The sequence below is a fragment of the Christiangramia sabulilitoris genome, assembly GCF_007050985.1.
Lineage (GTDB): Bacteria > Bacteroidota > Bacteroidia > Flavobacteriales > Flavobacteriaceae > Christiangramia > Christiangramia sabulilitoris.
Genome location: NZ_VHSF01000002.1, coordinates 162,210 through 186,570 on the forward strand (window position 1 = coordinate 162,210; position 24,361 = coordinate 186,570).

General features: G+C 39.5%; 19 protein-coding genes. 1 reads left to right on the top strand and 18 read right to left on the bottom strand.

Going from position 1 to position 24,361, the window contains the following annotated elements; all coding sequences use genetic code 11:
- Positions 1-20 precede the first annotated feature (20 nt).
- The 18 genes from FGM01_RS07205 to FGM01_RS07290 all read right to left on the bottom strand — a co-directional run bounded on the left by FGM01_RS07205 (position 21) and on the right by FGM01_RS07290 (position 21,185).
- A complete protein-coding gene (locus FGM01_RS07205; RefSeq protein WP_143410483.1) occupies positions 21-449 on the bottom strand; it encodes a hypothetical protein in 429 nt (142 codons plus the stop codon).
- A 367-nt stretch (positions 450-816) separates the two neighbouring features.
- Positions 817-1,212, bottom strand: coding sequence for a hypothetical protein (locus FGM01_RS07210; protein WP_143410484.1), 396 nt, complete (start codon positions 1,210-1,212; stop codon positions 817-819).
- 235 nt (positions 1,213-1,447) lie between these two features.
- Positions 1,448-2,320 carry a 5-oxoprolinase subunit C family protein gene (locus tag FGM01_RS07215; RefSeq protein ID WP_166435201.1) on the bottom strand — a complete coding sequence of 291 codons (873 nt, stop codon included), beginning with the start codon at positions 2,318-2,320 and terminating at the stop codon, positions 1,448-1,450.
- Complete coding sequence (pxpB, locus tag FGM01_RS07220) at positions 2,313-3,044, bottom strand: 5-oxoprolinase subunit PxpB (RefSeq protein ID WP_143410485.1); 732 nt, start codon at positions 3,042-3,044, stop codon at positions 2,313-2,315. The genes FGM01_RS07215 and pxpB overlap by 8 nt, the downstream gene beginning before the upstream one ends.
- Positions 3,044-3,784 (bottom strand): 5-oxoprolinase subunit PxpA, encoded by a 741-nt coding sequence (pxpA, locus tag FGM01_RS07225; protein WP_143410486.1) that lies wholly within the window; start codon positions 3,782-3,784, stop codon positions 3,044-3,046. Before pxpA ends, pxpB begins: the two co-directional genes overlap by 1 nt.
- Before the next feature lie 10 nt (positions 3,785-3,794).
- Positions 3,795-5,015: an Nramp family divalent metal transporter gene (locus tag FGM01_RS07230; RefSeq protein WP_143410487.1), complete on the bottom strand. Its 1,221-nt coding sequence runs from the start codon at positions 5,013-5,015 to the stop codon at positions 3,795-3,797.
- On the bottom strand, positions 5,012-6,175 hold the full coding sequence (locus FGM01_RS07235; RefSeq protein WP_143410488.1) for a DUF2891 domain-containing protein: 1,164 nt from the start codon (positions 6,173-6,175) through the stop codon (positions 5,012-5,014). Before FGM01_RS07235 ends, FGM01_RS07230 begins: the two co-directional genes overlap by 4 nt.
- Before the next feature lie 88 nt (positions 6,176-6,263).
- Positions 6,264-7,802: a YifB family Mg chelatase-like AAA ATPase gene (locus FGM01_RS07240; protein WP_143410489.1), complete on the bottom strand. Its 1,539-nt coding sequence runs from the start codon at positions 7,800-7,802 to the stop codon at positions 6,264-6,266.
- 78 nt (positions 7,803-7,880) lie between these two features.
- Positions 7,881-9,023 (bottom strand): sensor histidine kinase, encoded by a 1,143-nt coding sequence (locus tag FGM01_RS07245; protein ID WP_143410490.1) that lies wholly within the window; start codon positions 9,021-9,023, stop codon positions 7,881-7,883.
- Between the two features lie 129 nt (positions 9,024-9,152).
- A complete protein-coding gene (locus tag FGM01_RS07250) occupies positions 9,153-10,013 on the bottom strand; it encodes a BadF/BadG/BcrA/BcrD ATPase family protein (RefSeq protein WP_143410491.1) in 861 nt (286 codons plus the stop codon).
- A 98-nt stretch (positions 10,014-10,111) separates the two neighbouring features.
- Positions 10,112-11,110 carry a type I glyceraldehyde-3-phosphate dehydrogenase gene (gap, locus tag FGM01_RS07255; RefSeq protein WP_143410492.1) on the bottom strand — a complete coding sequence of 333 codons (999 nt, stop codon included), beginning with the start codon at positions 11,108-11,110 and terminating at the stop codon, positions 10,112-10,114.
- Between the two features lie 15 nt (positions 11,111-11,125).
- Positions 11,126-12,112, bottom strand: coding sequence for a 6-phosphofructokinase (gene pfkA / locus FGM01_RS07260; protein ID WP_143410493.1), 987 nt, complete (start codon positions 12,110-12,112; stop codon positions 11,126-11,128).
- Positions 12,113-12,237: 125 nt separating this feature from the next.
- Positions 12,238-13,680, bottom strand: coding sequence for an alpha-amylase family glycosyl hydrolase (locus FGM01_RS07265; protein ID WP_143410494.1), 1,443 nt, complete (start codon positions 13,678-13,680; stop codon positions 12,238-12,240).
- Between the two features lie 25 nt (positions 13,681-13,705).
- On the bottom strand, positions 13,706-15,565 hold the full coding sequence (locus FGM01_RS07270) for a glycoside hydrolase family 13 protein (RefSeq protein ID WP_143410495.1): 1,860 nt from the start codon (positions 15,563-15,565) through the stop codon (positions 13,706-13,708).
- A 53-nt stretch (positions 15,566-15,618) separates the two neighbouring features.
- Positions 15,619-17,925, bottom strand: coding sequence for a glycoside hydrolase family 65 protein (locus tag FGM01_RS07275; RefSeq protein WP_143410496.1), 2,307 nt, complete (start codon positions 17,923-17,925; stop codon positions 15,619-15,621).
- Positions 17,925-18,608, bottom strand: coding sequence for a beta-phosphoglucomutase (pgmB, locus tag FGM01_RS07280; protein ID WP_143410497.1), 684 nt, complete (start codon positions 18,606-18,608; stop codon positions 17,925-17,927). Before pgmB ends, FGM01_RS07275 begins: the two co-directional genes overlap by 1 nt.
- Positions 18,595-20,028: an MFS transporter gene (locus tag FGM01_RS07285; protein ID WP_143410498.1), complete on the bottom strand. Its 1,434-nt coding sequence runs from the start codon at positions 20,026-20,028 to the stop codon at positions 18,595-18,597. Before FGM01_RS07285 ends, pgmB begins: the two co-directional genes overlap by 14 nt.
- 128 nt (positions 20,029-20,156) lie before the next feature.
- Entirely contained in the window at positions 20,157-21,185 is a 1,029-nt protein-coding gene (locus FGM01_RS07290; RefSeq protein ID WP_143410499.1) for a LacI family DNA-binding transcriptional regulator, read from the bottom strand.
- 222 nt (positions 21,186-21,407) lie between these two features.
- Between FGM01_RS07290 and FGM01_RS07295 the strand changes: the two genes are divergently transcribed.
- Complete coding sequence (locus FGM01_RS07295) at positions 21,408-24,338, top strand: SusC/RagA family TonB-linked outer membrane protein (protein WP_143410500.1); 2,931 nt, start codon at positions 21,408-21,410, stop codon at positions 24,336-24,338.
- The last annotated feature ends 23 nt before the right edge of the window (positions 24,339-24,361 follow it).

Consider the following 24,361-nt stretch of genomic DNA (forward strand, 5'->3'; position numbering starts at 1 on the left):
CATAAAATATATAATAATATTTAGTCACTAAAAATATGGTTTTCCTTTGAGTGATAGGTCTCTCGTTGATACCTGTAATCTATAAAAAATCCTATAGCAAATGTGGAGTAAAGGAAGATATTACCATAGCGTAAAACTGTTGCATAAAAGTGAATAAAATCAGGATTTTCAGTATTAAAATAGGAGGTGTAGATCTGTATTGGAATTATACAAAGCTGATAGATTAAGATTCCAACTGAAATAAAAAATACTACATCTTTATTGAATTTCAGGATTTTATCTGAAGTAAGAATATCATAATAATATGCACCTATACAAATCATTATAAAGAAGGCACTTAGAATGATCACACTAATATCATAATCATATAAAAAATCTCCGAAAGTGGAAAAGCAAACTATGCTATATACAACAAATAGGTATACTCCTATTTTTAGCCATCTTCGCATTGCAGACATTTTCCTCTTAATCAACTGCCTAATGAAAAGTTGGGAATAGAAAACAAATATGACGACATGAAGCAAATTAAACCACCAAAAGTTTCGATGTAGAGGTGAATCCTTTAAAAATGGTAAAGTCTCATAATTATCATAATACGCCCAGACAGCGTAAATTCCGAAGACATCTGCAAAAAATATGAAACACAGGTAATAGACAAAAATCTTAACTCCGGGCTTAGGCCTGGCAATTTTTGTAAGATAAAACATTCCCGCCACTGCGGCTAAAAATTCAAAGATATAGGTAACATATATCTTGTTTTTTATAATAAATTCGATCACTTACTCAAGGGGGTTAGGTTTCAAATAAAATTTATATTTAATAAACTCCAGGAGGCCATAACCCACTACCGCCATTCATTGGATCTATTTCTTCGTTCTCCTCAAAATCATTTTCACCTTCTTCATAAGTCCCTGGTGCCTTCTTCCTGGTAGGAGACAGAAAAACAGTACTATATCCTTTTTTCTTTTCCGGAACTTTTTCATCATCCTCCGGGTAGGTTCCCATCCAGATAGAGATTCCCGGGTCATTCACATCTTTTGAATTCTCCTTCACATAGGCAAGGTAGTCTTCCAACTCTGCAATGCTAAAATTAACTGCACAGACATCTTTATGTTTTACGGCATTCTCGATAGCCTTGCCACGTGAATTCCACCAAGTTTCAGATAGTTCATGTGCCTCTGATCTTGGAATACAGTTTTCAGGTTTTTCCATTATAAATGATTTGGTTGGTTTAGAGGTGGTTAAAAATATAATTTCTTCAGGTTAATTTCGGTTTAAGATTGAAGAAAGGGGAAAATTCCCCTTTCCACCCATGAAGTTGCAGGCTATATTTGTCTCAGTCATTTTAGTAAAGCTAAAGTGTTTTGGGGCAAAAAAGTGCTATCCAAGGTTAGTTATAGTTCTGAGTAGGGTCTTTTCTATAGCATAAAACCGCGGTGGCACTTTTTTATTTGTGGAAATGCGGATACTCCTTTTTCCTAAACCTAATCATCTCACCGGGTATTTTTTGAGATATAGTTTGTATTCCATTTTCAGAAAGCTGTAAAATTCTGGGATATCCTCCTGTGGTTTGACAATCTCTCATAAGAGCGATAAGTTTTCCGGAAGGCGTTAATTGTACCGTTCCCGGAACAACAGGAGCTGTAATAATTGGTTCCAGATCATTATACAATTCCTGATTAAACTGAACAGCCATTCTGTTACTGCTTTGGTCTAAAGTGAATTCTGTATCAAACAATTCTTCTTTTTGCTTTGGAGATAATTTTTCGAATTCGGGACCTGGGTATGCTTCTATGTTCTGAGATTCTAAATAATCCATTTCTATTTTAAGTGAAGAAAATGTATTAGCATCTTTAAAGTTACTATGATCATATTCCAATAGCATTCCTTTTTTTAGACGGAATTCATCGGTTAAGCCTTCATACCAACTCTTACTTCCTAAAACTTCCTGCGTATTAAATCCTCCGCGAATTCCCAGATAAGCGCGAAATCCTCTTTTAAGTCTACCAAATTTTAATATATCGCCCGGCTTGATTGTAATAATTTCCTTTTGCGGAACTACTTCAGAATTCAATTTTGGAGAAATATCGGCTCCACACATATAGATATAGGCCGATGCAGAAAATTTCAATTCAGGGCCCTGCATGGTAATTTCCATAACCGCGGTATCCTGAGAATTCCCCAGGATCATATTACAAATACGCATGGCATATCTATCCATGACCCCACTTTGAGGAACCCCGAATTTTTGATATCCAAATCTTCCCAGATCCTGAATACTTGAAAACAATCCCGGTTGTATAACTTCAATTTCAGCCATGATGATCTTCAAATTTGAGTTCGTAATTCCCTTCGTTTATTTCCTTATGGATACGATCATATTCTTCTCGAGAAACCGCAAAGAATTTTATTTTATCACCGGCAGAAAACGGACATGGCAGATCTTCATTTTTATCGAATAATTTAAGTGGAGATCTGCCTAAAATTTGCCATCCTCCCGGACTGTTTTTTGGATAGATCCCGGTTTGATTTTCACCTATTCCAACCGAACCTTTTTCGACCAATTTACGGGGGGTCTTTTTCCTGGAAATTTGAAGTTGTGGATCAAGTCCACCCAGGTATAAAAATCCGGGTAGAAATCCTATGAAATAAATTTGATAAACGGGTGCAGTATGCAACCTGATTATTTCTTCAACCCTTAGGTTTTTCCTTACAGAAATGAAATCAAGATCCCAGCCAAAATCAGCGTCATAACAAACCGGAACATTAAAAGTTTTATAGTTGTTGTTTTTTGGTATCTTAGCCTCACTAAATAGGCTATTTAGCCTCAAAAACTCACCATAGACATCCTCTATAGCTAACTCGTAACTTACTAATAATGAGTTATATGTATTCGTTATTTCAACCTTTTCTTTAATTCTTTCATTTTCCAGTATATTTTTATAAAAAAGAACTTTTTTAAGCGTTTCCTCCCCTATTCCGCCACCAAAATCAATCAAAAAAGAGCGGTCTCCAAAAGCTGATATTTTAGGGTAATCCGGCATTAGGCGTTCTTAATTCTTATTCCTTTTTCTGCAAATTTTTTATGTAAAAAATTTAGAATTTCCAGGGAGGACTTAGTATCGCTATGCACACAAAATGTATCAGCATTACAAGGTAGTTTTTCACCATTCACGGTGATAATTTCACCTTCTTTATACATGGAAAAAACATGATTAAAAACCTTCTCTTTTTCGCTAAGTACAGCGTGATTTTCTCCTCTTGGAACCAGGGTATAATCTTGCCGGTAGTTACGGTCTGCAAAAGCTTCGAAAACCAGATCGAATTTCCCCATGGCAAATTCAGATATTTTGGAATTGAGGGGAACATATAATTTGAAATTATCACCAAATTCCTGTAAACATTCTACAATGATTTTCGCAATATTTTCATCTCTGGCTGCATCATTATAAAGGGCTCCATGAAGTTTCACATGATCCATAATCGCTCCTTCAGATTCTGCGATCTGCTTTAAACTTAACACCTGACCTTCGATGGATAACCTGAGATCTTTATGGGACATTTCCAGATGATTCCGGCCAAAATTTTTCCTATCGGGATATGAAGGATGTGCTCCTATCTCCACTTTATGCTCCATGGCCAGTCTAACCGTCCTGTGCATAGTTTCCAGGTTACCGGCATGCCCCCCGCAAGCAATATTACAGGCAGATACCAGGGGCATTAACTGCTCATCAAAATCTGAACCTTCCCCAAGGTCACAATTAATATGAATAGAATTTTGCATAATGGTTGAATTAAAGATTTTGAACCACGCTATAAATAGACTTTATTCCAAGAAAGACAGATAGGGCAATGACCAGTAAACCTACGAGGTTCTGCGTAAGACTATTCCTATGAACACCGAGCAGAGATCCCTGATTCACAATCCAAAATAAGAAAATAGCAATGATTGGTAATACCAACCCATTAGCAATTTGCGCAAACTGGATAATTTCCACAGGCTTAATTCCTAAGGACGAAAAAAGTATCCCAAGAAAAATGATTATCATCCAAACAGCTTTAAACTTTTTAGACTGCATACCACCTTTCCATCCTAAACACCCCTTTACCACATAAGCTGCGGCCAGAGGCGCAGTAATAGACGAAGTAACTCCTGCAGCCAGTAAGCCTATGGAAATAAATAGCGTGGCAGAATTTCCAAATAAGGGCTCAAGACCCAAAGCCAGATCTGCTGCATTTTCTATTTTATCTATTTGAGAAGCTGCAGCACATACTACGATTGCCATTGAGACGAGGCCACCCAGGATCAAAGAGAATACAAGTTCCTTTCTTACTATACCCAGGTTTCCCGCTCCCTGCCACTTTTCGCTTACCAGGGAGGCATGAAGAAAGAGGTTATATGGCACTACCGTAGTTCCAACCAGGGCGATAATAGTGAGAATACCACTATCCAGGGAACCCGGAACAAAACCAGATAATACCTCACTAATTACAGGTCGGGTTAATACCGCTGTAACTATGAATGACAAACTCATAAGCAAAACCAGGCCGATAAAGATCTTTTCAAGTTTTTTATAACTCCCCAGATACAGTAATGTAAAGGCAAAACCACCAATTACCAGACTCCAGATATTGAGCTTTATCCCTGCAATTTCAAAGTTAACCGAGAAAAAGACAGACTCTAAACCCAGAACAGCTCCAGAAATATTTCCTGCTTCATAAGCAGCATTCCCTATTACTATAGCAGAAAATATTAAAAATAGCGTGAAAATCCTCACCACAGGATTTTTCATTTCATCCCGAATACATTCGCTAAGACCTTTTCCTGAAATAAGACCAAGTCTCGCAGACATTTCCTGAAGTATAATACAGGCAAAAATCGAGATAAGCAGTGCCCACAATAAGGAATACCCAAAGGTTACGCCTGCAATACTGCAAATAGTCACCGTACCAGGCCCTATAAAGGCAGCGCTCACCAGAATCCCTGGCCCTAAATTATTCAGAAATTTTCTCACTGCTTTACTTTAGCCTGAGCTTCCTGTAAAGCATAAATTGCAAATGTTCCCAGCCAGTGACCTCCTTCATAACTATCACCAACCACATTTGGGAATGAATACGCCACATGTTCGTTAGCCAATGTTTTTAAATGCCCGAATTGTTGCGGATACTGGTTGGCCAGACCATATAACACCCATGCCCTGCTAAAGTTGAGGCCGTCAAGATGCACTAGTTTCCCATCTGTACGATCTGATACCTCTCCCACTTCCATTTCAAAATCCTTCTTTTTCATTTGTGGCATGAAGTCGTCCATCCACAGGCTAAACGCATTTTTAGGCAATACGCGTCTCATAATATCAATTTCAGAAAGACATGGAGAAAGAAAGTCATATCCACCCGGCTCCCAGGATACAGGACAATTATCGTCTTTTAAATAAAAATCCTGCGCCCTTTTCTTAATGGCTTCCAGAAATTCTTCATTTCCGGTAGCATTAGCATAATCGTATGCGAGGGTTAATCCAAAAGCGGTATTTGTATGTTCACCAACTCTTATAGGATAGTTCAATTTAGGTAAAAACTCAATATACTCCTGCACTATATAATCTGTCAAAGGTTGCAGGTTATTTGCTAATTCCTGTCCCAATGGATCCTCCCAGGTTCTCAATTCCTCAGCAAGTTGAAGTAACCAGGCCCAGCCATAAGTACGCTCAAAAGAACCACTCTCTGCCCGATTGAAATATTCCAATTCACCCTGGATATTTTCTGATGACAGAGAATTTTTCAAAGTTTCACGAATGGTTTCTTTTTTTTCGAGTTTCGGAAATTGTTTTAGCAAGCTAACTAAAGACCAATGTGCATGAACAGATGAATGCCAGTCGAAGCAGCCATAAAAAGCAGGATGCAACTCATGGGGCTCGCCCATCGCCTCCTTGTTCTCCAGGGTTTGACCTAATTTATTTGGATATTCTGTAGCGATACACCCGAGAGGTAATTCTACCAGCTTATTCGCCTCCTCAACATCGAGAATAACGGGCTCTGAAGTTGCCAGTCCATCTGGCAGCAAAGCTTCAACATCAATACTATCTGTGGAGGTTTTATTATTTTCGGTTTCGTTAGATTTATCCCCTTTGCAGGAAATTACTCCAAGGCAGAGAATAACTAAAAAAAATCTTTTCATCGAATTGGGTTAATTGAGATTGGTTTTTAAGGTCTTTCCAAAAATATAAAAAAGCCTGATAGGTTTAGTTAATTAAACCTCAAGATATTCAGGCTAACCAACCCTCCCGATCAAGACTTCTATACTGGATCGCCTCGCTAATATGATCTGCTTTAATATTTTCATTATGCTCAAGATCTGCAATGCTCCGGGCTACTTTCAATATCCGGTCATACGCTCTGGCAGACAGATTTAAGCGTTCCATGGCGGTTTTGAGAAGATTTTTGGAAACCTCATCCATTTTGCAAAATTCTCTTATCTGTCTGGGACCCATTTGTGCGTTATAATGTATATGCTCAATTTCCTTAAACCTGTTGGTCTGTATCTCCCTGGCCCGGGTTACCCTTTTTCTAATGTTTATACTGCTCTCGCCTTTGCGTTCTTCACTTAATTTTTCAAATGGTACCGGAGTTACTTCAATATGAATATCGATCCTGTCTAGTAAGGGGCCGCTTATCTTACTTAAATAACGTTGCATTTCATATTGGGAAGAGGTCGCGGGAGATCCGGGATCATTAAAATAACCTCCCGGACTTGGATTCATACTGGCGACAAGCATAAAACTGGAAGGATAGGTAACTGTAAATTTCGCTCTGGAAATAGTAACCTCACGGTCTTCCAGAGGTTGTCGCATTACTTCCAACACACCTCTTTTAAATTCTGGCAGTTCATCAAGAAACAAAACCCCGTTATGAGAAAGTGAAATCTCTCCGGGCTGTGGATATGCTCCTCCGCCGACTAAAGCTACATCAGAAATCGTATGATGAGGACTGCGGAAGGGTCGCTGGGCCATTAAACCAACATTATCCCTGATCCTCCCTGCTACACTATGTATTTTTGTGGTTTCCAGCGCTTCCTGCAGGGTCATTGGTGGTAAAATAGTGGGCAGCCGCTTGGCCAGCATTGTTTTTCCTGCTCCCGGAGGACCAATGAGAATTATATTGTGACCGCCCGCAGCGGCAATTTCCATACATCTTTTTATAGACTCCTGTCCCTTGACGTCTGCGAAATCAAATTCAAGGTTATCCAGACTATTGTAGAAAGTTTCCCTTGTATTGATCTCTGTCCTCTCTAAATCCAATCCCTTGTCGAAAAAATTGATGACCTGGGTAATATTGTTTACTCCATACACCTCCAGCCCGGCCACTATTGCCGCTTCCCGCGCATTTTGCTCGGGCAGAATAAATCCTTTAAAGCCTTCCTTTTTTGCCTGTATGGCAATTGGTAATGCTCCTCTAATGGGTTGAAGGCTGCCATCCAGTGATAGCTCTCCCATAATTATATACTGGTCAATATTTAAAGCTTTGATCTGCCCTGAAGCAGACAGAATTCCAATAGCAAAAGTCAGGTCATAAGCAGAACCTTCCTTCCGGAGATCTGCCGGAGCCATATTGATTATAATCTTTTTACCGGGTAGTTTATACTTGTTATTCTGAAGGGCGGCCGCAATTCTATAACTGGATTCTCTTACCGCATTATCGGGAAGACCTACCAGGTGATAACCAATTCCTGAGGCGATATTTACTTCCACCGTTATTGTAGTTGCCTCCACGCCAAATACCGCACTACCATATACCTTTACCAGCATATTGAATTTCTTGATAATTAATAAATTCTGGAGGTCACACGAACAAGTGTGTAGGGATGTACTTTTTAATGCTTCAGATCAATTTTCTGAATAATTGAGTTCAGTTCGGACTTTACCAGGTTTGTTTGCATATTTTTTAAGAAGTAAGGAAAAGGTGGTTCCATTTACTTCGTTGCTTTCCAGTTGGACATTTCCGCCATGGGCCCTGGCTACACTTTTCACCAATGTAAGACCCATACCCCAGCTTTCTAAAGTAGAATCACTTTTAACTGCACCACGACTTAGAAATTCAAAAATTTCATCCTGATCTTCCACCGGTATAGGTTTTCCTTCATTATGAATTTTTATAATAACTTCATCATTATTGGACTCTACCAATATCCTGACCGGAGAATTTCGGGATCCATATTTAACCGCATTCGTAACCAGGTTTTCTATGACTCTTCTTATGGCTGTACCATCAAAGATTCCAATAATCTTATCCTTACCTGTCTCCAGAATTATTTCATTAGAATAAATCTCTGAAGCTTCTTTATACACCCATTTCAATTCTTTTAAAATGTCGATCTCAGAAAAATTAAGGGAAATTCCTTCCCCGGCTTTAACGGTAATGGCATCCAGCAGGCCTTCGAGCATTTCTAAAGATTTACGGAGACTTCCTAATCCCATTTTTTTCAATTTCATGATCCTTTCAGCATTATCTGTCGGGCTGATGATATCCAGGGCGAAATATGCCGCAGTAATTGGATTTCTAATGTCGTGGGCCAGGGTTCCAATTAATTTCTCCCGCATATCCTGCAAGGATTCTGTAAATGAACCTGCAGAATTGAGCATTGAAGTTTCAAGGGTATATTTCAAAATTATACCTACCTCTGTCGTATAAAGGGAATTATTCACAAGTGTTTCTGTAAGAACGCGGTGAAAAATGATATATTCTTTGAGAATTTGCGTTACCGTATAGTGGGAGGATGTAGCCCGGTGCCGACCATGCTCTAAACTATTCTTAATGATCTCTTCAAACTTTTCCTCATGTTGAAGTTCCTGTTTATCTGTATAACGCTCAATAATATCTGCAAAATCTTCCAGTAATTTAGGAAGTTGATTTCTTAAAGCAAGATTACTGGAATTATAAGCTGCCGGTATCTCTTCCTTTACTTTGGATTCCCAATTTTCAATAATCTCAGGACCACAATTTCTTAAGATTTCAGAAGCTTTTTGCATGAATATATTTTAGGCTTGTTAATTTAACTTATTATTTTGATTTACAGGTAATTAAAACCTGAAAATAGCACCTGATAACAAAAAAGGCCTGCGTTTCCGCAAGCCATTCAACAAATAAATTAAAATTGTTTAAGAAACCTTGATCACATTCTGCCGGTAGTATTCTATAAGAGCATCAATAGGCCTTCTTACGATATTCCCTAATTCTATGCCATAAGGCTGCAGAACAGCCCTAATGATATCTTCACTAAAAAAGGCGATGGTCCCGATAAAATGGACCGGGACAGAAGTCACCTGTGGATATGCGAGAACACGTGAATGAACAAAATCTGTCAATCCTTCGTGCAGTAATTTGTAAAAATAACCATTGCGCTCGTTCGTGAAAATGAATTCAGCAAAGTGAGCCAAGTAGGTATTAGGGTTTTCTTTTCGATAAAGGTTCATCTTAATTGTATCTGAATTAAGATCGAATTTCTTTTCAAAACTTTCAGCTACTTCCGGAGGCATTCGTTTATAATAATAATCACGAATTAACCTTTTCCCGAAATAATTCCCACTGGCCTCATCCATAAGGATGTAACCCAGTGAAGCAACAGCCTGATGAATATTCTCGCCGTCATAATAACAACTATTGGAACCTGTTCCCAGGATACATACTATTCCAGGCTCAGTAGTTGCGGCATATACCGCTGCAACCATATCTTCCTTTACCAGAATTTCATCTGCATTGGTAAAATAATTACCAATAATACTTTTCAATAATTCTGTAGGTGTGGGAGTTCCACATCCAGCCCCGTAGAAATGAACTTTTTCTACCTGATCCCTTACCTCGGCAAGTTCAGGGTTTTCAGCAAGTCTTTCTTCCAGCACCGGCTCCTTGAAAACCGCCGGATTAAGCCCTTTAGTCCTGGTTTTAAAAACCTGGTCACCCTCATTATTCAGAAGTATCCAGTCACATTTGGTGGAACCTCCATCAGCTATTAAAATCATTTTTCTTATGATTAATTAAAACCAGAAATAAGCACAGTTCATCAGAATAAAGTTACGACTTAATCTATGGAATCTGTGCTTTATCAGATTTAAAAATATTATAGTGAAGCTACGTGTGCAGCCAGATCGACAAGTTTCGCAGAGTAACCATACTCATTATCATACCAGGCGATCAACTTGAAGAAATTGTCGTTAAGTGCAATTCCTGCGCCGGCATCAAAGTTACAAGTGTGAGCATCTGAGACGAAATCCTGACTTACCACTTCTTCTTCTGTATAAGCGATCACCCCTTTAAAAGCACCTTCTGAAGCTTTTTTGAAAGCTGCCTTGATCTCATCGTAGGAAGTACTTTTCTCTGTACGTACCGTTAGATCTACTACTGAAACATCTGTGGTAGGAACACGAAAAGCCATCCCGGTAAGTTTTCCTTTTAAAGAAGGAATCACTTTGGTTACCGCTACGGCCGCACCAGTAGAGCTAGGAATGATATTCGCCATAGCGCTTCTTCCTAATCTAAAATTCTTTCTGGAAGGTGAATCAACAGTGAATTGTGTAGAGGTAGTCGCATGCACGGTAGTCATTAACCCTTCTACCAAACCAAATTCGTCATCGATCACTTTTGCAAGTGGTGCAAGACAGTTGGTAGTACAAGAGGCGTTAGAAACGATATGGTCGTCTGCCGTTACATCCTTATGATTCACTCCCATTACAAACATTGGAGCTGTTTTAGAAGGTGCTGATATCACTACTTTTCGCGCTCCCGCGTCTAAATGTGCTTTGGCATTATCCTTATCGGTAAAGATACCCGTACAATCAAGAATAACCTCAGCTCCAACATCGCCCCATTTAAGGTCTGCAGGGTTCTTTTCTGAAGTTACACGTATTTTATTTCCGTCTACAAACAGGTTGCCGTCTTTAACCTCGACAGAACCTTTATACTTTCCATGTACAGAATCGTACTTTAATAAATATGCCAGGTGATCTACATCAAGAAGATCATTAATAGCTACAACTTCTACATTATCATTTTGAGCAGCAATTCGGAAAGCAATCCTTCCAATACGCCCAAATCCGTTAATTCCAATTTTAGTACTCATTTCTCTGGTTTTTAATTAAACAGAAGTGATGTCTGCCACCCTTCTTAGTTCTTTATCAATTTTTGCGTCACCTTTGATCGCGGTAACAAGATCTACATGCACCACTTTCTGGTGATGTATACCTATCATAATTTCTGTTTTATGGTTCATTAATGCCTCCACGGCACCTACACCTAGCTTACTTGCCAACACACGGTCAAAACAGCTTGGGGAGCCACCTCTCTGAATATGGCCCAGAACAGAAACCCTGACCTCATATTCATCCATATTCTCTTCTATATAAGTAGCCAGCTCAAATATGTTCTTTCCACTTTTTTCTCCTTCAGCCACGACTATGATACTGGAAGTCTTTCCCGATTTCTTACTCTTCCGCAGAGATTCGATCAACCTTTCTGCCCCTAAATTTTCTTCAGGTATGAGTATTTCTTCGGCTCCCGCACCAATACCACTATTTAAAGCAATATCACCGGCATCTCTTCCCATAACTTCGATAAGGAAAAGCCGGTTATGTGAACTGGCAGTATCGCGAATTTTATCGATCGCCTCCACCACCGTGTTTAAAGCAGTATCATACCCCAGGGTATAATCTGTTCCATTAATATCATTATCTATGGTTGCAGGTATACCTACTATGGGGAATTTAAATTCCTTACTGAAGAGTTGCCCACCGGTAAAAGTACCGTCACCTCCAATAACGATCAGGGCATCAACATTGTTAGCCTTAAGATTATTGTAGGCTTTTGTTCTGCCTTCGGTAGTTTTAAATTCTTCTGAACGGGTAGATTTAAGAAAAGTACCTCCCTTATTTATGATGTTCCTTACAGAACGGGCATCGAGGGTTTCGAAATCGGCTTCGATAAGTCCCTGATAACCTCTATATACGCCGGTGCATTCTAAATTATAAAAAGAACAAGCACGAACGACTGCTCTGATTGCAGCATTCATTCCCGGAGCATCTCCCCCGGAAGTTAAAACTGCGATGTTTTTAATATTTTCAACCATTTACCTCAAAACTAACTTCTTTAAAGCCAACTACCTAATTTCGGAAAAAACTAAAACGTTTTCGGTTAATAACTAATAAAAAAAGCCACTATAAAGTGGCTTTTTGCAAATATTTATGAGTTTAATTACTTATTTATCAAAATTTTATACTCCCAGGGTTCAAATTGCATTTCCTGGCCTTGATTAATTGAGATGGCTGAATCGCTCATATAATCCATAAATTCGCCTTGAAAATCAGCAGTAAAGGTCACCGGCTTGCTGCTCATGTTTGCAACGTAATATAAAACTTCACCATCCTTCTCTCTTCTAAACGCTAATACCTTTTCTTCATCAGAAGTTTCAACATCGGTATAACTTGCTGCTTCTTTTGCTCCATGCAAAGCCGGATTATTATTTTTCAATTCTCCTAATTTTTCCAAAAGAGGGTAAACCTTCCCTTTAGTCTTTGGAATAGTATCCTTTTCGAAAAACAGGAGCCTTTTATCCATATCATATTCCTGACCACTATAGATTAGGGGCATTCCTGGAAGCGTGTAGGTTAATGCAAGCATAGTTTCTGAGGCATCCCCCATTCTCTCCTTCACCGTACCTGCCCAGGAGTTCTCATCATGATTGGTTACAAAGTTCATCAGGTAATCGTCATCTTGAAAAGTCGAATCCACCTTTTTCATATAATCATCCCAGTCTTTTGCCGTTTTTTCTCCTTTTGCAATGCTATTCAGAATATGATGGCCTTCCCAGTTATATCCCATTTCGAATGCAGCATGAAAAAGATCTTTAGGACTTTCGGCTTCAGCTAACATTAAAACCGGCTTTTCTTTCCTGATCTCTTCCGCAGCTGTTTCCCAGAAATCTGTTGGGACAGAGTGAGCTGCATCTGCTCTAAACCCATCTACATCGTGTTCCCTGACCCAGAACAGCATTTCATCTATCATGGCCTTTCGCATTTCCTGGTTATCGAAATTTAGATCTGCCACATCTGTCCAACCCCAGGATTCTCCGGTTTCGTCATTAATGGGGTCTACCACTTCTCCTTTTTCATTCTGAGTATACCAATCCTTATGATCTGTAAGCCATTGATGATCCCAGCCGGTATGGTTTGCAACCCAATCCAGGATCACATACATCCCGTTATCATGAGCAGTCTGGACCAGTTCGTCGAAATCTGCCATGTTCCCATGCTCAGGATTTACTGCGGAATAATCTGAGATTGAATAATAGCTCCCCAGGTATTTCTTGCGCTCTTCCGGGTCTTCAATGTCTGCTACATCCCTGCCACCGGTAGCTTTTCTATTCTTTTCTGAAATTGGATACATCGGCATTAACCAGATCACTTTTACCCCTAATTCTTTTAGCTGCGGAATATCTTTGGTAAAAGCATCAAAAGTTCCTTCCGGAGAATACTGGCGAATATTAGCTTCATAAATCACAGCAGATTCGAGTATATCATTGCTTATTGGGGCAAGACTGTCCTTTTTCGTTTCAATTTGTTCGTTTGTTTTCCCAGGATCATTTTTACAGGAAACCATCATCCCCAGGGATATAAAAAGCAAAAGCAAGTTTTTCATATAATGTATTTAAATATATTAAGTATTAATCCAATTTAGAAGTGAAAAGGTAAGGTCCCCTTGAAGATAGTTCTATCATACCATCCCACTGAATTTTCTCACCGGTAATAACATTCCTTAGGGTTGAGCCATCCAGACCAAGCTCCTTGAACCTGTTAAGATCAAGGCTCACCATTTTTTTATTTTTATTCAAAATTAGAACTACGGTCTCATCACCCGCTATTCTGGAAATAACATAGATTCCATCCTGAGGAGCAAAATGTGTGGTCCTGCCACTATGGATCGCCGTACTGTTCTTTCTGAAATTCAATAAATTCTTCACAAAGCTTTGCATGTCTTTTTCTGCTGCTGTGAGACCAGCCCCGGTAAAAGCATTTTTTTTACTTCCTGTCCACCCACCCGGAAAATCTGTACGAATTAATCCATGATCTCCAGGCTTTGCAGAGTCGTTCATTAAAATTTCAGTCCCGTAATAAATTTGAAGAATTCTAGGCAGGACAGACATATAACTCAGGGCCATCTTAGTATTTGGAATATCTTCTTTAAGCTGGGTATAGATCCTGCTCATATCATGATTATCTGGAAAGATCATAATATCTTCCGGCGAAGCATAAGCAAAATCATTTGCCAGCCCATCATAAATCTTTATTAGTCCCGTATCCCAGTTCTCATCCTCATTTAATCCCTGGACAACATTTGTTTGCATGGCAAAATCCATAGTAGATTTTAAATTAGAATCATACCCATTGTCCACTCCATCCTGCCAGTATCTAATAAGCAAAGGATTATTGCTCCACTCTTCTCCCACAATATTGAAATTTGGGTACTCCTTCATAATTCTTCCGGCCCAGTCGCTCATAAAATCCTTATCGGGATAAGGATAAGTGTCCTGGCGAATTCCGCCTAAACCTAAGGTTTCCACCCACCAGATACTGTTCTGAATAAGGTATTTGGCCAGAAACGGGTTTTTCTGATTCAGATCTGGCATGGAATCCACAAACCATCCGTCATTCATTTGTTTCTTATCGGCTTCGGAAGCATATATATCCTGGTTAGTAGTTCTGCGATGACTTGAATAGATCACTTCTTCCTCATTCTCATACCTTTCCTGAAAGTTTATCCAGTCATCAAAAGGCAGATCTTTCATCCACCAGTGTTCAATGCCAATATGATTTGCCACCTGGTCCATAACGATCTTGATGCCTCTTTCCTTTGCTTTTTCAGCCAGCTCCTTATATTCTTCCAGGCTGCCAAAGCGCGGATCTACCTTATAGAAATCTGTCATGGCATAACCGTGATAAGAAGCAGATTTCATATCATTGATCAATAAAGGAGAGGACCATATAGCCGTAAAACCCATGTCTTCAATATAATCCAGATGATCTATGATCCCTTTAATGTCTCCACCATGCCGCGCATAATCATCATCCCGGTTAATAGTTTTCTCATTAAGGGATTCATCGATGTCATTTGAAGGATCTCCATTGACAAAACGATCTGGAGTAATAAGGTAGATGGCATCGGTATTATCAAATCCAATAAATTCTTCCCCCTTCTTTTCACGGGCTTTTAATTCGTACTGATAGGAATATTCCTTACCATCGGGCATTTTAAATTTCAGAGCGAAACTTCCCGGGTTCGCATTTTCAGAAATATTGAGATCGATGAACAGATAATTTAAATTATCTGCCGGTGTAAAGTTTTCAATTTCCACACCATTGTAGTCAAGCTCTGGAGTAGCTTTTCCAATATTATCTCCATAAACCATAATCTGAAGCTCAGATTCCTGTAATCCAACCCACCAGTTTGGTGGTTCCACTCGTTCTATTTGGGAGAAAGTATTCATACTGTTCAAGAAGATGAATAGAAGGAGAAAGTTTTTCATTTTAAGCAAATTAGAAAAGGGCTTCCTGGATATTCAGAAAGCCCCCTGATATATTAAGCGGTTACAGTTGAGTCTGGGGTAATTTTCAAAGTTTTACCATTTACCAATATTTCAAGAGACTCCTGTCCTTCCAAAGAGAATCTGGTCTGTTCTTCAGAAACGTGAACCTTTATTATACGGTCTCTAAAATTTATCTTGAATGAATAAGCATCCCATTGTTCCGGGATCTGAGGTTTGAAGGATAATTTATCGTCTTCTACCCTCATTCCTCCAAAACCTTCAACAATGCTCATCCAGGTACCCGCCATACTGGTGATATGGCAGCCCTCTTCAACCTCCTTATTATAATCGTCCAGATCCAGACGTGAGGTGCGTACATAAAACTCATAAGCCTGTTCCATTCTACCCAATAACGCTGCCTGTATACTATGAACACAGGGGGATAATGATGATTCGTGAACAGTTAGAGGTTCATAATAATCAAAATGTTTCTTTAGATCCTCTTTGCTGAAGTGATCTGCAAAGAAATAGAACCCCTGTAACACATCTGCCTGTTTTATATAGCATGATCTCAGAATCCTGTCCCAACTCCATTTTTGATTGATTGGTCGCTGGGTTTTTCCAAGTTCAGAAACCGGAATAATCTCTTTATCAAGAAAGCCATCCTGTTGCAGGTATACTCCGTGTTCCTCTGAATATGGGAAATACATATTATCTGCTACCTTCTTCCATTGAGCCAGTTCATCATCGCTTACCGATGTTAATCCCATTACTCTCAGGTAATCTTCCTCATAACTATCTTTTACCTTATCCAGCATCTCCAGGCAGTATTCAATGCACCATTTCGCTATATAGTTGGTATACCAGTTATTATTAACATTGTTCTCGTATTCATTGGGACCGGTAACTCCCAGGATAACATATTTATCCTTGTGTTTACTATAGTTTGCCCTTTGATGCCAGAACCTGGCTATTGCGATCATAACTTCAAGCCCTTTTTCAGGAATATAACTGAAGTCACCTGTAAAGCGCACATAATTATAAATAGCAAAGACCATGGCACCATTTCTATGGATTTCCTCAAAAGTTATTTCCCATTCGTTATGACTTTCTTCACCGTTCATGGTTACCATGGGGTACAATGCAGCTCCATTGGTGAAACCTAATTTTTCTGCATTTTCCTTAGCCTTCTCCAGGTGGTTATAACGGTAGGAAAGTAATTTCCTGGCCACTTTTTGATCTTTGGTAGCCATATAGAAAGGAATGCAGTAAGCCTCTGTATCCCAATAAGTACTACCTCCATATTTCTCACCGGTAAACCCTTTCGGGCCAATATTCAGTCTTTCATCTTTACCAAGGTAAGTCTGATTTAACTGAAAAATATTAAAGCGGATTCCCTGTTGAGCCTTAACATCGCCGGCAATGGTTATATCTGCCATTTCCCAAATGGATGCCCAGGCTTCTTTCTGAGCCTTCCTTAGATTATCAAAGCCCTGTTCCTCTGCCTTTTTCAAAACCATAGTGGCCGCCTGTACGAGGTCTGCCCTTTTATGATTCATATCTGTAACATACCCGGCATACTTTATAATTCCAGCCGACTCACCTTTATTCGCTTTTATGGTGTAGGTAAAAGAAACCGTATCATCACCGGTATTTATCTCTGGGGACAATTCAATTCTATCCCCGTTCTGGAAAATTTCAGATTTCATATAAGTACCAACATGAAATTCTGTTTTCAAGGTTTTGGAAACAATAAAACCTTTATCCTTATCTGTGGTTACTTCCAGGGTTTTCCAGAACCTTTCTTCCCAGTTGGCATCGGTATTCGTAATACTTCCATCCAGGTAAGGTTCAAATTGAATAACAGCATCAGAATTTAAAGGGGTTACCTCGTATTTGATTGCTCCAAGTTCGTCATTTACTATTGAAAGAAAACGAAGTGATTTAACCTGAATTTCTACTCCATTGGGAAGAACAGCTTCAAAAGACCTGGACAGGAAACCTTCTTTCATATTCAATTCCCGGCGAAAGTTCTTAACCTCTTTACAGGTATGAAGATCCAAAGCCTCATTATTCACAAAGACATTGATCCCTATCCAGTTTGGGGCGTTTAATACCTTGGCAAAATACTCCGGGTATCCATTTTTCCACCAGCCAACTTTAGTCTTATCTGGATAGAAAACTCCTCCTATATAACTTCCCTGGAAGCTTGGTCCGGAAAAACGTTCTTCAAAATTTGCTCTCTGGCCCATGGCGCCGTTACCAATACTGAAAAGACTTTCAGAAGATTTTACCCTTCCGGGATCAAACTCTTCTTCAATGATAGACCATGCGTCTGCTTTAATATAATCCTGGTTCATTAGTTTTCGTTTCTCAATAAGTTTTCAATAAATTCGATTGTAATCTCAGTAAAATCAGAAAATACATAGTCTGCCTCTTCCAGAACAGTCTTTTCTCCAATTCCAATACTTGTCATTTTGCCGATATTGGCAGCCTGTATTCCGGCTACCGAATCTTCAAATACCACACAATTCTGCGGGTTGGTCTCTAATTTTTCTGCCGCGATAAGGAATACTTCCGGATCTGGCTTGGCTTTTTTTACATCTGTACCATCCACGATCGCATCAAATTTTTCGTACAGGTCGATCTTTTTTAGGATGGGCCGGGCGTTCTTACTTGCTGAACCCAGGGCGAACGGGATCTTATGCTCTCTAAGATATTTTAAAATTTTCTGAACTCCCGGAAGGATCTCTTTAGAATCCATTTTATCAACATAAGATAGGTAATTTTCATTTTTCATGGCCATCTGCCGCTGGAACTCATCTTCCTCAAGCTCCAAATTCCCCCAGTTGAGGATACGTTTTAAAGATTCTACCCTGCTAACACCTTTCAATTGTTCATTCTGTTCTTCGGTAAAATCAAAACCCAGATCGTTCGCCAGTTTTCTCCAGGCTAAAAAATGGAATTTCGCAGTATCCACTATTACCCCATCCAGGTCGAAAATGAATGCTTTATTATTTCTATTTGGCCTAGACTGGCTCATATTTGATCGCTTTTTTATCTGTAATTAATAAGTTCGAGAACGCTGCCAGCAAAAGAAAAACGCCGGCGACGGTCATCGCATGTATAGATTCCTCTCCTATAAGCTGTTGCAAAAACACAACACCGCCAAGAGCTGCTATGATTTGAGGGATCACAATAAACATATTGAAAACTCCCATCATCAATCCCATTTTAGCGGAATCTACCGAGCTGGAAAGCATGGCATAAGGCATGGACAGAATACTTCCCCAGGCAAAACCTATCAGGGCAAAACTCACATACAACATTTCAGGATCACCCGGAATAAATAGCATCAACAAGAAACCTAATCCTCCCAGGATTAAACTCACCATGTGCACAAGCCTTCGGTTAATAGAAAATTTCGAGGTATAAAAGGTAAGTAAAAGTGCGAATACCATCGATGATAATCCATAGATACCCATTTTTGAACCTACATCATCACTTGCTTCATTATATCTTTTATCCCTGGCTTCATACTCTGTTTGAGCCTGATCGCTGTTAAATAAGATAACGCGATCTGCATCATACTGAATATCCCCGTTTTCATCCACTTTTGCAAATTCCTCGATCTGAGGCTTGGGGGCATTATAAATGTGACTGGTCAAAGCCGGATTGGCCAGAGTCCACATTGCAAAAAATGCAAACCAGGAAAAAAACTGAACTACTCCCAGTTTTTTCATAATCCTGGGCATAAGAGCATAAGTTCCCAGGATGGTTTTAATCATACCTTTATCCTCCTCTTCTACCGCATTACCATTGAAAGCCTTCATCTCTTCGGGAGAATATTCCTTGGTCGTAAAAATGGTAATAAGAATAGAGCCAAGGAAAACCACTGCCCCAACGATAAATGCAACCTTAACCGATTCTGGCACAACTCCCGGGGGAGCCTCATTGCTTATATCCAGGACATTATTCATGAATTTAGGCAGGTTACTCGCTACCCACGTTCCAATCCCGATAATTAGGGTTTGAATGACGAAACCATAACTCCTTTGTGAATCTGGCAGCTTATCTGCAACTAAAGCTCTAAATGGCTCCATTGAAATGTTGATGGAAGCATCAAGAACTAAGAGCAATCCTGCGGCCATCCATATTGCCGAAGAATAAGGCATCAGGACCAGGGCAATAGAACTTAAAATAGCTCCTAAAAGAAAAAAGGGTCGTCTTCTGCCCAGGGTTTTATGCCAGGTGTTATCACTCAAATAACCAATAATTGGCTGAACGATCAAACCTGCCAGAGGTGCGGCGATCCATAAAAGCGGAATATTATCCTTTTCGGCTCCTAAAGTTTCGAAAATACGGGACATTGTAGAGCCCTGGAGCGCAAATCCAAATTGAATTCCAAGGAATCCGAAACTCATGTTCCAGATATCCCAAAACTTTAAACGGGGTTTTTGCATATCGTGATTTAAATGTTTCTACGATAAGCACTAAGACTTATCAAAACTTAAATTAGGTAGGAAGTAAAAGTATAAGTTCTGATAAATTTCAACAGGGACAAATATATATAATTTTTAAAACGTCAGGTCTATTTCTTTGATTTTGTTGAATCACGTACTACCAGACCGGTCTCGACAATGATCGTTTTATAATAATCCTCTTCAGTTGGAGTTCTTTCCAGTTTTTCAATCAACAAACGCGCAGACTCCTCACCTATGCGCATTCCATGCTGACTCACGGTAGTAAGACCCGGGATAAACCTTTTGGATAGTTCTCCATCGGTAAAACCAATCACAGATACATCTTGTGGTACTTTCTTTCCACTCTCCTGAAGGGTTTTTACGGCCGAAATCGCAAAATGCTCATTCACAGCGAAAACGCCATCCACCTCACAATTGCTTAAGAATTCCTCAATTTCTTTCTCAGAATCTTCCATCTCCTCGATCTTAAGTATAAGATTTTCATCGAACTCAATATCATTTTCTTCCAGGGCTTCCTTATAGCCTTTGGTTCTAAGTTTTCCTACGCTCACATAATCTACCGTAGAAATCATGGCGATTCTCCTGCAGCCAACATCCAGCAAGTGCTGCACCGCTTTTTTTGCTCCTGCAACATCATCAATAATTACCTTATCACAGGCAATACTGTCTACGACCCGGTCAAATAACACCAAAGGCATTCCCTGGTTAATAGCTTCCTGCAAGTGGTGGTAATCCCCTTTCTGCATTGTTTCTTTAGCTAAAGAAAGAATGAAACCATCTGTACTCCCGTTAGCAAGCATCTCCATGTTTAGAACTTCCTTATCAAAAGAATTGTCAGACAGGCAAACCAAAACGTTATAACCCATTTCATTGGCAACCTTCTCTACTCCGCTAATAACCGTAGTAAAAAAGTGATGGACGATTTCAGGAATAATGATGCCTATTGTCTTGGTCTTTCTGTTTTTTAAACTTAGAGCTATATTATTGGGCTTGTAGTTATAATGTTTAGCAAATGCCTTGATCTTCTCACGGGTTTCCTCGCCAATTTCGGGGCTGTCACGCAGAGCTTTTGACACTGTAGAAATCGAAACGTCTAATTCTTTCGCAATTTTCTTAAGAGTAAGTTTTGGCTTCATGGGGTTGTGATATTCTCAATTAGGGCGTGCTCTTATTTTTGATAATCCAAATTTACCATATTTACACTATTAATCCCTCAAGTTAAAAAAGTTTTCAACACGAAAACGTTTTCGTAGTTTCGCAATGATTAAATCCCTCATTATTAGAGGAGATTTTACATACATTTAACCTCAGGAAGTAAAAGTATAAGGTTAATTTTTAGTCAAAACCAATAGAAATTTATGAGAACTTTAATTAAAAGCACATTGTTTTTGCTGTTTATGCTGCCAATGAGCTTTTTTGCCCAAAACACCGTGAGCGGTACCGTGAGCGAAAGCGCTACAGGTTTGCCCATACCGGGAGTAAATGTAATTGTTAAGGGTACCACGAATGGTACAGTAACAGATTTTGATGGTAATTATACCATAACGAACGTAGCCGGAGAGGATATTTTAGTATTCTCCTACCTGGGTTTCGTAACCCGGGAGATTCCATTTCAGGGACAAAGTACAATAGATGTAGTACTCGATGAAGATGCTGCAGCATTGGACGAAGTGGTATTAATAGGTTATGGTGCCACCTCAGAGCAGGATGCCACTGGTGCTGTAGAGAAAATATCGGCCAGTGAATTTAACCAGGGAGCTGTGGTAGCTCCGGAACAACTTATCGCAGGAAAGTCTGCCGGGGTACAAATCACTCCTGGTGGAGGAGCGCCCGGACAGGGAGGAACCATCCGTATTCGTGGTGGAGCCTCGCTTAGCGCATCCAATGATCCTCTTATCGTGGTTGATGGTGTGCCCCTGGATCAAAGAGGTGTTGCCGGTTCAAGAAATGCCTTGAACTCCATTAACCCGAATGAAATTGAAGATTTTACTATTTTAAAAGATGCTGCTGCAACCTCAATTTATGGTTCCAGAGCATCGAATGGGGTAATTCTTATTACTACCAGAAAAGGTAAAAAAGATTCGCCATTTCAATTTACTTATGATGTAAAGGCCTCTGTAGGAAACATTATCGATAAGGTGGATGTGCTGGATGCAGATGAATTCAGAAACCTTATCCAGAATACTCCCGGAACAGACCCTTCATTACTTGGTGAAGCCAATACAGACTGGCAGGACCAAATATATGGTACTTCTGTTGGGGCTATTCACAACTTTACAGCTACCCAGGGAGTCGGAAATTTCTACTATCGCTTAAACTTTAACCATACTGCAGAGACCGGAGTACTGGAAGGTGATTATTATGAAAGAAATGCCTTTAATGTTGCCCTTAACCAGGATCTTTTTGATAATCATTTAAAATTATCCTTAACATCTAAAAACAGTTTAGATAAAAACAAATTTGCAGATCAGGGAGCAATTGGCGCTGCCGTTGCTTTTGATCCTACACAACCGGTGCTTGATCCTACCAGCCCGTTTGGAGGATATTTTGAGTTTACCAGAATGTCTGGAGGAGAGATCACCCAGCAAAATCTTGCTACAAGAAACCCTGTTGCTCTGCTGGATCTTTACGAAGATGATAACCAGACCAGGCGATCTATCACTAATTTAAATGCTGAATACAAGTTCCACTGGTTACCGGAACTTAAAGCAGTAGTGAATGCAGGTTTTGATTATGCCGAAGCAAGAGGTGGTACTTTCCGCCCACTTACTTCTGCAGCTAACATTTCAAATATCAATCAGTTCAGCAATTACGAGAATATCAACCGTAACCTGCTTCTGGATGCTTATTTAAATTATAAGAAAGAATTTGATGTTTTAAGCGGAACAGAAGTAGATGTTACCGCCGGTCACTCTTACCAGGAATTCTATTCATATTCTGATGTAATTGGAACAGAACAGGATCAGGTATTTGATTTTCCGGAGGATATAAACAGAAACTCTCTTGAATCTTATTTCGCCCGTGCGAGTTTTGACATTAATGACAAATACCTTATTTCAGGAAGTATTCGTGCCGATGGTTCTTCGAGAGTGGCACCGCAAAACAGGTGGGGTTATTTCCCGGCTGCTTCTATAGGTTGGAAATTGCATAATGAAGATTTCCTGGCAGAGTCAAAATTCATTTCAGAGCTTAAACTTCGTGGTGGTTACGGTGAGACCGGAAATTACGAAATAGGAAGAAATTATGGATACCTTGGATTATATACTCCAAGTCAGGGTGGTGCGAGATACCAGTTTGGTTCAACTTTCGTTCCAACCATCAGACCAGAAGAATATGATGAAAACCTTAAGTGGGAAAGCCTTATTAACTATAATGCAGGTATAGATTTCGGATTTTTCAGCAACAGACTAAGCGGATCTGTGGATGCTTACTACAGAGAAACCGAAGATCTTATTGCTACGGTTCCTGTTCCTGCCGGAGCTAACCTTTCAGATCAATTACTAACCAATGTTGGTACTACGGTAAGTAGAGGTATTGAAGTAGGGTTAAGCGGCGATATCGCAAGATCTAATGATTTCAACTGGACCCTTAATTACAATATCACTTTCCAGGATAGGGAAATCACTAAATTAACTCTTGGAGATGATCCAAACTTTTTCATCCCTCAGGGAGGAATTAGTGGAGGAGTTGGAAACACAATCCAGATCTGGAAAGAAGATTATGACCCAACTACTTTCTTTGTGTTCAGACAGGTATACAACGAACAGGGGCAGCCAATAGAAGGTGCTTATGTAGATGTGAACGGTGATAATCAAATCACAGAAAGTGACAGGCAGCCTTATAAAAAGGCCACTCCAGATTACTTTATGGGTCTTACCAATTCCATGAACTATAAGAACCTGGATTTTAGCTTCACCTTCAGAGGAAGTTTTGGAAACTATATTTATAACAATACTCAATCTGCAAATGGATTTGTAGAGGCAGGAACAAATACTCCTTCAGACTACTATTCTAACTTAAACGCAAATGTTCTGGAAACAGGATTTGAGAACAGTCAATTCTTCTCAGATTATTATTTAAATGCAGCAGATTTCGTTAAATTAGACAACGTTAGTATCGGGTACACGGTACCGGGAGAGAAAGTAGACTTCAGAGCCTCTCTTACGGCAACGAATGTCCTAACAATTACAGATTACGAAGGTTTAGATCCCGAAGTATTTGGAGGAATAGACAATAACTTCTACCCGAGATCAAGAAGATTTGTTTTAGGGTTTAACCTTTCATTTTAATAACAAATAGAAAAATTATAAGA